Below are 12,866 nucleotides of genomic sequence, written 5' to 3'. Positions count from 1 at the left end.
CGTGAGGACTCCGATCCCCGCTCCGGAGTCGCCTCGGGCACACCTACGACGGACACCGGATGAGACCGTGTCCAAGGAGTTCAGCCCAGTGAAGATCGCGATGGTCGCCGAACACGCCAACCCCCTCCCCGCCCACAGGGGCGAGCCCGCCTGCCCCGCCAGCCTGCACGTGTGCGCCCTGTCCCGGCAGCTGGCCAAGCGGGGCCACCGGGTGACGGTCTACGCCCGCCGCAGTGACCCCGACCAGCCCGACGGCCGCACCCGCATGGCGCGCGGCGTCTCCGTCGCCTACCTGGACGCCGGCCCGGCCCGGCCGCTGTCCCCCGAGGAGCACGCCGAGCACACCGGCGCCTTCGGCAGCGCCCTGGCCTCCGTCCTGGACGAGGACCGCCCCGACGTCCTGCACGCGATCGGCTGGACCAGCGGCCTGGCCGCCCTGCACGCGCAGGCGCACAGCGAGAGCGACCAGACCGGCACGCCCCTCGTGCAGACCTTCCACTCCCTCAACGCCAGCGAGCAGCGCTCCGGCCTCGGCCACCACCCCGAGCGCGCCCGCATGGAGACCATCCTCGCCTCGCGCGCCGACCGCGTGCTGGTCAACTCCACCGACCAGCAGGTCGAGCTGGCCCGCCTGGGCGTCCCCCGCCACCACGTCAACGTCGTGCCCTTCGGTGTGGACCCCGACCACTTCAGCGTGGAGGGCAGCGCCTCCGCCGAGCACTGGCACTCCCGGCGCGAGGAGCGCGCCCGCCTGGTCTCGGTCACCTCCCTGACCGAGGCCGGCGGCGCCGACCGGCTCGTGGAGGCCATGACCCGCCTCCCCGAGGCGGAGCTGCTGCTCGTCTCCACCGCCGAGGACCTGGACGTGGCCCTGGACGAGAACGCCCGCCGGATCGAGCTCCTGGCCAAGGAGGCCGGGGTGAACGACCGCGTCCACCTGGCCGGGCCCGTGGAGCGCAAGGAGCTGCCGCGCCTGCTGCGCTCCGCGGACGTGTACGTGTCCGCCGCCTCCTACGACCCCTACGGCGGGGCCGTGCTGGAGGCCATGGCGTGCGGCCTGCCCGTGGTGGCCACCGCCACCGGCGCCACCCCGGGGGCCGTCCTGCACCGCACCAGCGGCGTGCTGATGCGCTTCGGCCGCCCCGACGAGGTCGTGCGCTCCGTGCGCGCGGTCCTCAACACCCCGACCATGAGCACCGCGTACGGCATCGCCGCCGTGGACCGGGCCCGCTCCCGGTTCACCTGGCAGCGGATCGCCGTCGAGACGGAGCTCGCCTACGAGCGCTCCCGCCCGCAGCAGACGGAACAGGACCGCGCCGACGAGGACGAGACGGACGGTCTGCTACTGTCCGGGACCGCGCACTGAGCCGTGCCCGCCCTCACAGCGTGCCCGGCCCACCCGCCCCCCGGGGTTTCCTCCGAGGGGCCGCAGCGGGTACACAGACAGTGGCGCCCGGCGGCCGGACGGTCGGCCCCGGGCGCGGACACCACGTACCGATGACCTTCGAACACCAGGGACTGCTCTTCCGCCGCGAGCAGCGGTTCCACGAGGTGGCCCGGCAGCGGTTGCGCTCAGCCGTACGCGAAAACGCCCACACGGTGCTCGCGGTCTCCGGCGAACGCGCGGCAGCGCTCACCGGGGCGCTGTCGGCCTCCGAGCGCGAGCGCGTGCACGTCCTGGAGCGGAACCGGTTCTACGACGCCCCGGGGCGCACCCTGGCCGCCCTGCACCGCCTGGCGCTGGTCCACGCCCCCGTGCCGGTGGTCGTGGTGGCCGAGCCGCCGCTGCCGGTCTCGGGGATGGAGCTGCGCGAGTGGCACCGGCTGGAGTCGGTGCTGTCCACGGCGCTGGCCCCGCAGCGGCTGAGCCTGCTGTGCGTCCACGACGACCGCGACCTGACCACGCGGACGCGGTCCGCGGTCGTGGCCACCCACCCGGTGCTGGTGGAGTCCGACGGGCCCCGCCCCAACCCCGCCTACCTGGGCACGGCCGCGTTCGGCACCCGGCCGGTCGCCCCGGAGCCGCTGCCGGTCAGCGGACCCGCGCACCGGCTGGAGATCGGGCTGTCCCTGCCGCGGCTGCGCGCCGACCTGGCGGCGCTCGGCGAGTCCATGGGGTTCCCGCCCGAGCGGATCGACAGCCTGGTGGTGGCGGTCAACGAGCTGGCCGCCAACGTGCTGGAGCACGGGGCGGGCAAGGGCACCGTGCAGGTCTGGCGCGCCCCCGGGCGGTGGGTGTGCGACGTGTTCGACGAGCGCGGCGGGCTCTTCGACCCGCTCACCGGCTACCGCCCGGCCGACAGCATGCGCCCGCGCGGGTACGGGCTGTGGATCACCCGGCAGACCTGCGACTTCCTGGAGATCAGCGGCAGCGGCGAGGGCTCCCTGGTACGGCTGCACTTCGTGGACGGGGCCGGGGAGTCCGGGACCGTCCGGGAACCAGGGACGCGGGCCCCGCTCAGCCCCTGAGGGAGTCCGCCGCGGCTCCGGTGCTGCCCGCGATCGGGATGACCTGGTCGATCCCGGCTATCACGAACAGGCGGTTGACCTGCGGCTGGGGCTCGGCGACCATCAGTCCCACGCCCAGGTCGCGCGCCTGCCGGTAGGCGGCGACGAGCACGCCGATGCAGCGCGAGTCGCAGAAGGACACCTTGGCGAGGTCGACCACCACCCCCCGGGGAGGCTCGGCGGCCAGGAGGCCGTCGAGGACGTCGGCCAGCGCGGGAGAGGTCACCGCGTCCATCTCCCCCGCGGGGGTGACGACGACGACGTCATCTTCGCGACGGATCGAGATGTCTGACGTCACGGTCACTTCTCCTTCTAGTTCCGGGAGGGCCCCGAGCCCTCATCATGGCGCTTTTCGATCACGCTCGGGACTCATCGCCCGGTGTTGCCCGCCCGTTCACCTTCGGTCGGGGCGCATCCGGGGCTGGGGACCGGTGTTCTCCGCCACGAGGTCGCGGGCCACGTCCACCACCCGTTTGCGGTTGCGCTGGGCGACCTCGCGCAGCGCGGCGAAGGCGGTGTCGGCGTCGCAGCCGCGGGCGTGCATGATGATGCCCTTGGCCTGGTCGATCACCGTACGCGCGGACATGGCCCGGCGCATGTGGGCGGTCTCCCTGGCCACGTCGGCCTGGCGTCCGGCACTGTACAGCGACACGGCGGCGTGCTCGGCGAGCAGGGCGGTCAGCGGGGCGACGACCTCCTCGTCGAAGGCGTCGGCCCGGCCGGAGTGCACGCCGAAGGTGATCACCCGGTCGTCGCCCTCGCCGGGCAGCAGACTGGGCAGGGTGATGGAGGAGCGGTCCCCGCACTGGACCGCCATGCTGGTGTAGCGGGGCCAGCGGTGGGGTTCGCGCAGGATGTCGCCCACCCGCACCCGGCCCATCTCGCGGACGGCCTCGACGGTGGGCCCCTGGTCGGTGGTGTACTGGTGCTCGAAGGCCGCGGACAGGTCCGCGTGGGAGGCTCCGTAGTCGGTGACCACGTGCCGCACGGAGCCGTCGGCCCCCTCGACCTCGCGCCAGACCACGACGAGCGCGGCCGAGCAGCCGGGGACGCCCAGGGCCGCGGCCCTGCTCATCTGGTCCAGGGCCCGTTCCAGGGTGGTGCCATCCGCCTGCCCCAGCGCGCCGATATCCCGGGCCAGGCGTTCGATCCACACAGTCGGGGCCTCCTTGCCGTTTCCGGGCTCGGACTAACCGTAACCTTGGAAGACCGCGGCAGCGGACATCCGCCCGCTTCGGGAAGACGCCATCCACGACGGGAGACCTGAGCGTGTCGGAGAACCTCGCCGGGTTGCAGCGTGAGATCACCGCACTGGGTGAACGCATCGCGGCCCTGCGCAACACGCACACCATGTATCCCGACGACGCCCAGGGCACCGCCGAGGCGGCCCTGGCCGAACTGGAGTACGCCGAACGCCTGCTGGGCGACGCGGGGGCCGAACTGGCCCGGGCCCACGCCCAGCCCGAGCCGCGCCGCCAGGGCGACGACGGCGACCGGGCCCTGCTCCGCGCGATGTTCCAGGAGCTGAGCGTCCCCACCGTGCTGCTGGACCACGAGGGCTACATCCGGCGCATCAACAACTCCGGGGCCGCGCGGCTGGGCAGCGCGCCGGGCTACCTCACCGGCAAGCCCTTCGCCCACTTCGTCGACCTGCGCAAGCGCGCGGCCATGCAGTCCTGGCTGGCCGCGGTGCTGCGCGGCGACGGCGACGCCGCGCTGGAGTCCCGGCTGGCCCAGCGCGGCTGGGCCGAGGACGTGCACCTGACCCTGACGCGCCTGGAGCTGCCCACCGAGCCCAACCCGCTGGTGCTGGTGGCGATGTCGCCGCCGATGAACGGCGCCGAGGAGGAGGGCCCCGCCCCGCTGGAGACGGAGGTGGAGGACCAGGTGGTGGTGCTGGCCGCGCGCAGGCTGGACGTGCTGACCCGGATGACGCGGCTGCTGCTGCGCTCGGCCGGCCCGGGCGGTGCGGGCGAACCGCTCGCGCTCGCGGACGCGGCCGACCTGCTGGCCGACTCCTACGCCGACTGGGTGGTCGTGGACGTGTGCGACCTGCCCACCTCCTCCGTGGCGCCCCGCCGCGCCGTGGTCGCGGGGCCGGCCGACGCGCTCCCGGCGCAGAGGGAGGCGGTGGCCTCGGCGGCGCCCGGCGACTCCGCCATCCCGGGCGAGGTGCTGGAGCGGGGCCAGTCCCTGCTGTTCCCGCTGATCGAGGACGAGGCCGTGCTGGGCCACGCCCCGTCCGGAGCGCCGCTGCTGTCGATGCTGGGCGCGGGGTCGCTGTTGTCGGTCCCCCTGCGGGGCAGCCGGGGCGTGCGCGGCGCGCTCACCCTGATCCGCCGCAGCAACCGGGGCAGCTTCCGCCTGGCCGACCTGGGCCTGATCGAGGAGATCGGCGAGCACATCGGCCTGGCCCTGCCGCCCCGGCCCTCCGCCTGAGGGGCGTTTCTTGGGGGCTCCGCTCCTCCCACCCGTCGCCCGCCACCACCCTCAAGCGAGGCCTGCGGCGCAGCCCTCCCGCGGAAACCCGCCTCCGCCACCTCCAGAGCCCCGCGGGCGCCCGGGCCAGCCCCCGAAGGGGAATCCTCCCAGGATGAGGGCCCTCGTCATTCGGGGCCGTGGAGTGTGTCCACCAGGGTGGACAGGCGCGAGACCGCGCTGTCCACCCGGCGCACGCCGTCCACGAGGCTCTGGTCCACGTCCTGGTAGTTGGTCACGATGTGCTCGCGCAGCTGGGCGAGGTCGGTCTGGACCTGGCGGGAGCGCTGCGCCAGCTGCTCGGCCAGGACCTTTCCGGGCTCGCCGGTCTCCTGGCCCAGGCCGCGCTGGAGGGCGCGGGCCTGTTCGCGCATCTGCGCCTTGAGCTGGTGCAGCTCCACGAACACCTCGACCTTGGAGCGCAGCACCCAGGGGTCGAACGGCTTGAGCAGGAAGTCCACCGCGCGCGAGGCGTAGCCGCGGAAGACCTGGTGCCGGTCGACCTCCTGGGCGGTCAGGAAGATGATCGGCACGTCCTTGGTCTTCTCGCGCTGCTTGATGTGCGCGGCGGTCTCGAAGCCGTCCATCCCCGGCATGACCACGTCGAGCAGGATGACCGCGAAGTCGGTGCCCAGAAGGTGCTTGAGCGCCTCCTCACCGGAGTTGGCCCTGACCAGGTTCTGGTCGAGTGAGGTGAGTGCGGCCTCCAGCGCGATCAGGTTCTCGTCGCGGTCGTCGACGAGAAGGATGTTGGCCTTCTGGGTCACGTCGGGTTACTCCAGGTCTTCGCTCGGGGTGCTGGTGCCAGTCTCCCCGTTCGGATCATTGTCATGCCCGGCGCCGGCCTCCTCCGGCCCGGACGTCGCGCGGCTGTGCCCGTCCGGGACCGCGCCGCCCCCGCCGTCGGCCGCCGCTCCGGCGATGGTCTCCTCGCGTCCCGCGGTGAGCCAGCGCCGCATGACGTCCAGCAGGTGGTCCAGGTCGACCGGCTTGGTCACGTAGTCCGTGGCTCCCGCCGCGAGGCTGCGCTCGCGGTCCCCCTGCATCGCCTTGGCGGTGAGCGAGATGATCGGCAGACCGGCGAACTGCGGCATCTCCCGGATCCGCTGGGTGGTCTGGTTGCCGTCCAGCTCGGGCATCATCACGTCCATCAGGACGAGCGCGATGTCCTCGTTGGCCTCCAGCTTGGCGATTCCGGCGTGTCCGTTGTCAGCGTAGAGGACCTCCAGGCCCTGCGCCTCCAGAGCGCTGGTGAGCGCGAAGACGTTGCGGACGTCGTCGTCGACGATGAGGACCCGCTGGCCGCTCAGCACGGCCCGCCGCTCGGGGTCGGTGCGCGGCTCGGACTCGGCCGGCTGCTCGGGCGCCTCGCCCTCGGCGGCCGCCGCGTGGGTCTCGGGCGCCTTGAGCACCGGGACCGTGGGCAGCGGCTCGTCGCTGATGTCGGTGAGGGCTGCCAGTGCCGCGTCGAAGTCCTCGTCCGGCATGGAGAAGCCGTCGTCCAGCGGGGAGGAGCCGAAGCCGCCGGTGTCCGCGCCCCGGCCCGAATCGAGCATCGGCGCCGAGTCCATGCCGCTCAGGCCGCGGATCGGGGACCCGGCCTCCTCGGCCCGCTCCCCCGCGTCGTCGGGCAGGCGCACCGGGAGCAGCAGCGTGAAGGTGGAGCCCTGGTTGGGCACGCTCTGCACGCGGATCTCGCCGCCCAGCAGCCGGGCGAAGTTGCGGCTGATGGACAGGCCGAGGCCGGTTCCGCCGAAGCGCCGCGAGGTGCCGCCGTCGCCCTGGTGGAAGGCCTCGAAGATGACCTGGAGCTTGTCCTCGGCGATCCCGATGCCGGTGTCGGCCACGGTGAAAGCGATGACCTCCTCGTTCTCGACGAACATCTCCAGGTCGGCGTCCTCCAGCGCCCACGCGGGCTCGATGAGCAGCCGCACCTCCCCCTGCGGGGTGAACTTGACGGCGTTGGAGAGCAGGTTGCGCAGTATCTGCTGGAGCCGCTGCTCGTCGGTCCACAGCGTGCCGGGGATGTCCGGCGACACGTCCACGGCGAAGGCGAGCCCCTGGTCCCCGGTGACCGGGCGGAAGGTGGCCTCGACGTAGTCGACCAGCTGGGCGATGGAGACCTCGCTGGGCTGCACCTCGGCGCGCCCGGCCTCCACCTTGGACAGGTCGAGGATCTCGTCGATGAGCAGCAGCAGGTCGCTGCCCGCCTTGTGGATGGTCTGGGCGAACTCGACCTGCTTGGCGGACAGGTTCTGCTCGGCGTTGTCGGCGAGCAGGCGGGCCAGGATCAGCAGGCTGTTGAGCGGCGTGCGCAGCTCGTGGGACATGTTCGCCAGGAACTCGGACTTGTACTTGGAGGAGACCTGGAGCTGGTGGGCGCGCTCCTCCAGGGCGTTGCGGGAGCGCTGGATCTGCTGGTTCTGGAGCTCGATCGCCCGGTTCTGGTTGGCGAGCTGGGTGGCCTTCTGGCGGAGCTCGGCGTTCTTGCCGCGCAGCTCCTCCTGTTGGCGCTGGAGCTCGTTGGAGCGTTCCCTGAGCTGGCTGGTGAGCTGCTGGGACTGTTCGAGCAGGTCCTCGGTGCGGTTGTTGGCCAGGATGGTGTTGATGGTGGTGCCGAGCAGGCTCACCAGCTGGCGCAGGAAGTTCTTGTGGCTCTCGCGGAAGTCGTCGTAGGAGGCGAACTCGATGGCGCCCAGCGAGCGCCCCTCGGAGACGATCGGCAGGATGTACAGGTTGCGCGGGGAGGCCTCGCCCAGGCCCGACCGGACCTTGACGTAGTCCGGCGGGATGTTGGAGATCTGCTGTTCCACCTGCTGGGCGAGGGCCTCGCCGACCAGGCCGATGCCCGCGCGGACGCGGCGGCGGTCCTCGTCGGGGTCGAAGCCGAAGCCCGCGTAGAACAGGAAGTTCTCCTGGTCGTCCTGGTCCTCGGGCAGGTAGCAGGCGCCGTGCTGGGCGCCGATGAGCGGCGTCACCTCGGTCATGATGAGGCGGGCCAGCTCCTTGAGGTCGCGGTGGCCCTGGATGTGGCCGGAGATACGGGCCACGTTGGACTTGAGCCAGTCGGCGTCGCGCTGGGTGGCGGTGGTCTCGCGCAGGTTGGACACCATCAGGTTGATGTTGTGCTTGAGCTGCTCCATCTCACCGCGGGCGTCGACCTGGATGTTGCGGGTCAGGTCGCCCTTGGCGACGGCGTTGGCGACCTCGGCGATCGCCCGCACCTGCGTGGTCAGGTTGCCCGCCAGGCCGTTCACGCTGTCGGTGAGCTGCTTCCAGGTGCCGGTCACGCCCTCGACCTTGGCCTGGCCGCCCAGCTGGCCCTGGCTGCCCACCTCGTGGGCCACGCGGGTGACCTCGGTGGCGAACGCCGACAGCTGGTCGACCATGGTGTTGACCGTCGTCTTGAGCTCCAGGATCTCCCCCTGGGCGTTGACGTCGATCTTCTTGTTGAGGTCGCCCGCCGCCACGGCCGTGGTCACCTCGGAGATGTTGCGCACCTGCGTGGTGAGGTTGTGCGACATCGAGTTGACGTTCTCGGTGAGGTCGTTCCAGATGCCGGAGACGCCCTTGACGTCGGCTCGGCCGCCCAGTTTGCCCTCGGTGCCGACCTCGCGGGCCACCCGGGTGACCTCGTCGGCGAACGCGGAGAGCTGGTCCACCATGACGTTGATGGTGTCCTTCAGCTCCAGGATCTCGCCCTTGGCGTTGACCGTGACCTTCTTGGTCAGGTCGCCCGCGGCCACCGCGCGCGTGACCATGGAGATCTGGCGCACCTGGTAGGTCAGGTTGTTGGCCATGGAGTTGACGTTGTCGGTCAGGTCCTTCCAGACCCCGGACACGTCGCGGACGTGGGCCTGTCCGGCCAGCTTGCCCTCCGTGCCCACCTCACGGGCGACCCTGGTCACCTCGCCGGCGAAGGAGTCCAGCTGGTCGACCATCTTGTTGATGGTGTCCTTGAGGTCGAGCATCTCCCCCTGGGCGTCCACGGTGATCTTCTTGGTGAGGTCACCGGTGGCGACCGCCGTCGTCACCTGGGAGATGTTGCGGACCTGGTAGGTGAGGCTGTTGGCCATGGAGTTGACGTTGTCGGTCAGGTCCTTCCAGATGCCCGACACGCCCTTGACGTTGGCCCGGCCGCCCAGCTTGCCCTCCGTACCGACCTCGCGCGCCACGCGCGTGACCTCGTCGGCGAAGGAGTCGAGCTGGTCGACCATGGTGTTCACGGTGTTCTTCAGGGCGAGCATCTCGCCCTGCACGTCGACCTGGACCTTCTGGGTGAGGTCGCCGCGGGCCACGGAGGTCGTCACCTGGGAGATGTCGCGCACCTGGTTGGTGAGGTTGTCCGCCATCGAGTTGACGTTCTCGGTGAGGTCCTTCCAGATGCCCCGCACGCCGCGCACGTTGGCGCGGCCGCCGAGCTTGCCCTCGGTGCCCACCTCGCGGGCCACACGGGTGACCTCGTCGGCGAAGGTGGACAGCTGGTCCACCATGGTGTTGACGGTGTCCTTGAGGTCGAGCATCTCGCCCTGTACGTCCACCGTGATCTTGCGGCTGAGGTCGCCGCGGGCGACGGCGGTGGTCACCTCGGAGATGTCGCGCATCTGGTCGGTCAGGCGCGAGGACATCTGGTTGACCGACTCGGTCACCTCGCGCCAGGCTCCGGAGACCCCCTCGACCTGCGCGGTGCCGCCGAGCTTGCCCTCGGTGCCCACCTCGCGGGCCACACGGGTGACCTCCCCGGCGAAGCCGCTCATCTGGTCGGCCATGCGGTTGACCGTGGTGGCCAGGCGCAGCAGGTCGCCCTTGAGCTCGCCGCGGCGGCCCTCGGTGGAGGCGCGGCGGCTGAGCTGGCCCTCCGCGACCGAGTCCAGGACCCCGGCGACGTCGGTCACGGGTTCGGCGACCTCGTCGAGCAGGAGGTTGAGCGCCTGGGCGCTCTCGCCCCAGGCGCCCCGGGCGGGGTTGACGTTGACGCGCTCGTTGAGCCTGCCCTCGTTGCGGACGACGTCGCCGACGCGCTGGAGTTCGTCGCTGAGCTGTTCGCTGTGGTCGACCACCTCGTTGAAGACGGACGCGATCTCCCGCATGGTGCCGCCGCCGCGCTTGCGCAGACGGACGCTGAAGTCGCCGTCGCGCATGCGGTACAGGGCCCGCAGAATCTCGTCGAGCTGGTCGTCGGCCGCCAGTTCCTTGACCGCCTCGGGCATCGAACCCCCTCCTCAGCCTGCTCCGCCACCTCGGCCTCCCGTCCCGGCCCCCGTGGGCCGGGCGCCCGCGGGCGGATCGGCCCCGCGGAGCGCGCACGGGACAGGGGGGCCACGCGGTGTCCGCCGCGCCGGCCCCCTGGTGGCACCCCCGTCACGCTACCGGTGAGAGGTACCACCCGAAAGAAGCGCATGTGTCGACTTACACTAACCGCCCGGACCGCCCCGCACAGGTGGCTTGGCGATGTTGTCCGCCCGTCGCCGCGTCCGGAGGCGGGCAGGTTTCGGCGCGGTCCCCGGGAGCGCGGCCCCCGTGAGTACGACCGCCGGGCGGCCCCCGGGAGCACGGACCGCCGGGCGGAAGTGACGGTTCGCGCGGCACCGGTCACCCCGGCACGCGTATCGTGGCAGTGACCACCACCCCCCGCGCACGCATCCAGTGACGAAGGACACCGACGGCTTGCCAGCACACGACGCGTCGAAGGTCGCTCGACGAGAGTTCCCTCCCGCCCCGGAGACCGCGGCGGCGGCCCGCGAGTTCGTTCACGACACCCTCCTGTCCTGGGGTGTGACCGACCCCTCCGACGACGTGATCCTGCTGGTGAGCGAGCTGGTCACCAACGCCGTCATCCACGCGCGCTCGTCCCTGGACGTGACCGTGCGCCGGTCGGAGGGCGCGACCGAGGTGATGGTCACCGACTCCGTGCCCGAACGCGCGGTCCCGCAGGCCGGTCCCCTGTCGGTGGACACCTCCCCGTCCCGGGAGAACGGGCGCACCGGCGGTCTGGGGCTGGCCCTGGCGTCGGCGATCGCGTCGAGCTGGGGCGTGAGCTACGGGCGCAACGACAAGGCCGTGTGGTTCCGGATCGAGGACGACTCGGGGGAGCGCGCCTCCCTGGAGTCCCCGCCGGTGCGCAGGAGCCCCTCCCGTACCGGGCGCCCCGCCCCGTGGTCGGCGCTGGACTCCGCCCTGGGCTCGCGGCTGTCCCTGCCGCAGCTGCTGGAGCGCACCGTGGAGCACTCGGCCACGGCGCTGGGCGCGGACGCGGCCTACATCACGCTGGCCACGTCCGACGAGACCATGTGGGAGGTGCGCGCCGCGGTCGGGCTGACCCCGGGCGGCGCCCCGTGGCGGCCGCTGCGCGTGCGCACGGAGGAGATCTTCCCGTCGTCGGCGCCGGAGCCGGGCGCGGTGATCAACGACGACCTGATGATCGCCCGCGCCAGCCGGGGGCGCCTGTCGCGGGCGGGGATGCGTTCGCTGGTCACGGCGCCGCTCATCGTGGACGGGCGGGTGGTCGGCCTGCTGGGGGTGGCCTCCCGGCGGGCCCGGCACTTCGGGGCGTCGGCGGCCAAGCGGCTCCAGGAGGGCGCGAACCTGATCGCGCTGCCGGTGGAGAGGGCCCGGCTGGCCGAGGTGGAGCTGAGCAGGCGGGCCTCGCTGAGCTTCCTGGCCGAGGCCAGCGACCTGCTCGCGGGCACGCTGGACGAGCGGATGACGGGCGCGCTGGCGGCGCAGCTGATCACCTCGCGGCTGGGCCGGTGGTGCGCCATCGAGACGATCAACGAGATGGGCGTCTCGCAGCTGACGCACGTGGTGCACAGCGACGAGAACTACAACGACATCCTGCGCGCGCTGCTGACCGGGCTGCCGCCGCACGAGCAGAGGGAGCCGCAGCCGCTGTGGTCCCCGGCCGAGCTGGCCAAGGAGGGGCTGGACGAACAGCTCGTCCGGGAGCTGGCGAGCGGTCCGGCGATCTGCGTCCCGCTGGTGGCGCACGGGCGCGCGCTGGGGCGGATGACGATCGGCAAGAACGAGTCGGACGACTTCACCCGCGAGGAGGTGGACGTCGCCGACGACCTGAGCAGCCGGGTGGCGTCGGCGATGGAGAACGCGCGGCTGCACGAGAAGCAGGCCGCGATGAGCGACGCCCTCCAGCGCAGCCTGCTGCCGGCCAAGGAGAAGGAGCCGGTGATCCCGAACGTGGACCACGCGGTGTTCTACCGTCCGGCCGACGAGCGCAACGTGGTGGGCGGGGACTTCTACGACGTGTTCGCGGCGAGCGGCCGGTGGTGCTTCGCCATCGGCGACGTGTGCGGGACGGGCCCGGAGGCGGCGGCCGTGACCGGTCTGGCGCGGCACACGCTGCGGGCGCTGGCCAAGGAGGGGTTCACGCCCTCGCACATCATGCAGCGGCTGAACATGGCGATCCTGGACGAGAACACCTCGACCCGGTTCCTGACGATGCTGTACGGGGAGATGACCCCGGCCACGGACGGCGGGGGCGGGATGCGGCTGCGGATGGTCTCGGCCGGGCACCCGCTGCCGCTGCGGCTGAACCAGAAGGGCGAGGTACTGCCGTTCGGCGCCTCGCAGCCGCTGCTGGGCGCGTTCGAGGACGTGGGGTTCACGACCGAGAACGTGGACATCCGCCCCGGCGAGGTGGTGCTGGCGGTGACCGACGGCGTGACCGAGCGGCGCAGCAACACGGACATGCTCGGCGACGAGGGGCTGATGGAGATCTTCTCCGGCTGCGCGGGGCTGACCGCCCAGGCGGTGATCAGCCGCATCGACCGGGAGCTGGAGGAGTACGCCCCGGGCGGGCGCAGCGACGACACCGCGATGCTGGTGCTGCGCTTCCTCTAGGCCGGGCCTCCCCGGGGCGGCCCGGC

8 protein-coding genes are annotated in these 12,866 nt (G+C 72.2%); 4 read left to right on the top strand and 4 right to left on the bottom strand.

The window, feature by feature from the left end:
• The first annotated feature begins 88 nt into the window (after window positions 1-88).
• Both UIS43_RS21675 and UIS43_RS21670 read left to right on the top strand, forming a co-directional pair.
• On the top strand, window positions 89-1,366 hold the full coding sequence (locus UIS43_RS21675) for a glycosyltransferase (protein ID WP_358170215.1): 1,278 nt from the start codon (window positions 89-91) through the stop codon (window positions 1,364-1,366).
• A gap of 131 nt (window positions 1,367-1,497) precedes the next feature.
• The gene (locus UIS43_RS21670) at window positions 1,498-2,469 is read left to right on the top strand and encodes an anti-sigma factor RsbA family regulatory protein (RefSeq protein WP_013156194.1); all 972 of its coding nucleotides are present in this window, start codon (window positions 1,498-1,500) and stop codon (window positions 2,467-2,469) included.
• Here UIS43_RS21670 and UIS43_RS21665 read toward each other — a convergent pair.
• Together UIS43_RS21665 and UIS43_RS21660 are read right to left on the bottom strand one after the other, a co-directional pair.
• Window positions 2,459-2,806 carry an STAS domain-containing protein gene (locus UIS43_RS21665; protein ID WP_013156193.1) on the bottom strand — a complete coding sequence of 116 codons (348 nt, stop codon included), beginning with the start codon at window positions 2,804-2,806 and terminating at the stop codon, window positions 2,459-2,461. The genes UIS43_RS21670 and UIS43_RS21665 overlap by 11 nt on opposite strands.
• Window positions 2,807-2,902: 96 nt before the next feature.
• Complete coding sequence (locus tag UIS43_RS21660) at window positions 2,903-3,664, bottom strand: GAF and ANTAR domain-containing protein (protein WP_013156192.1); 762 nt, start codon at window positions 3,662-3,664, stop codon at window positions 2,903-2,905.
• A gap of 113 nt (window positions 3,665-3,777) precedes the next feature.
• Here UIS43_RS21660 and UIS43_RS21655 point away from each other — a divergent pair, with 113 nt between their 5' ends.
• On the top strand, window positions 3,778-4,947 hold the full coding sequence (locus UIS43_RS21655) for a GAF domain-containing protein (protein ID WP_013156191.1): 1,170 nt from the start codon (window positions 3,778-3,780) through the stop codon (window positions 4,945-4,947).
• Window positions 4,948-5,114: 167 nt separating this feature from the next.
• Here the strand turns inward: UIS43_RS21655 and UIS43_RS21650 are convergent, their stop codons facing one another.
• Both UIS43_RS21650 and UIS43_RS21645 read right to left on the bottom strand, forming a co-directional pair.
• Window positions 5,115-5,753, bottom strand: a complete 639-nt coding sequence (locus tag UIS43_RS21650) for a two-component system response regulator (protein WP_013156190.1) — start codon at window positions 5,751-5,753, stop codon at window positions 5,115-5,117.
• A gap of 6 nt (window positions 5,754-5,759) precedes the next feature.
• On the bottom strand, window positions 5,760-10,196 hold the full coding sequence (locus tag UIS43_RS21645) for a HAMP domain-containing protein (protein ID WP_013156189.1): 4,437 nt from the start codon (window positions 10,194-10,196) through the stop codon (window positions 5,760-5,762).
• Window positions 10,197-10,653: 457 nt separating this feature from the next.
• On the opposite strand from UIS43_RS21645, the gene UIS43_RS21640 reads away from it, so the two are divergent.
• On the top strand, window positions 10,654-12,840 hold the full coding sequence (locus UIS43_RS21640; protein ID WP_013156188.1) for a SpoIIE family protein phosphatase: 2,187 nt from the start codon (window positions 10,654-10,656) through the stop codon (window positions 12,838-12,840).
• Window positions 12,841-12,866: the final 26 nt, after the last annotated feature.

Source organism: Nocardiopsis sp. LDBS0036, assembly GCF_041228755.1.
In the GTDB taxonomy this organism is placed as follows: Bacteria; Actinomycetota; Actinomycetes; order Streptosporangiales; family Streptosporangiaceae; genus Nocardiopsis; species Nocardiopsis dassonvillei.
The sequence above is the reverse complement of the archived record's forward strand: the minus strand, read 5'-3'. Positions and strand labels throughout refer to the sequence as shown.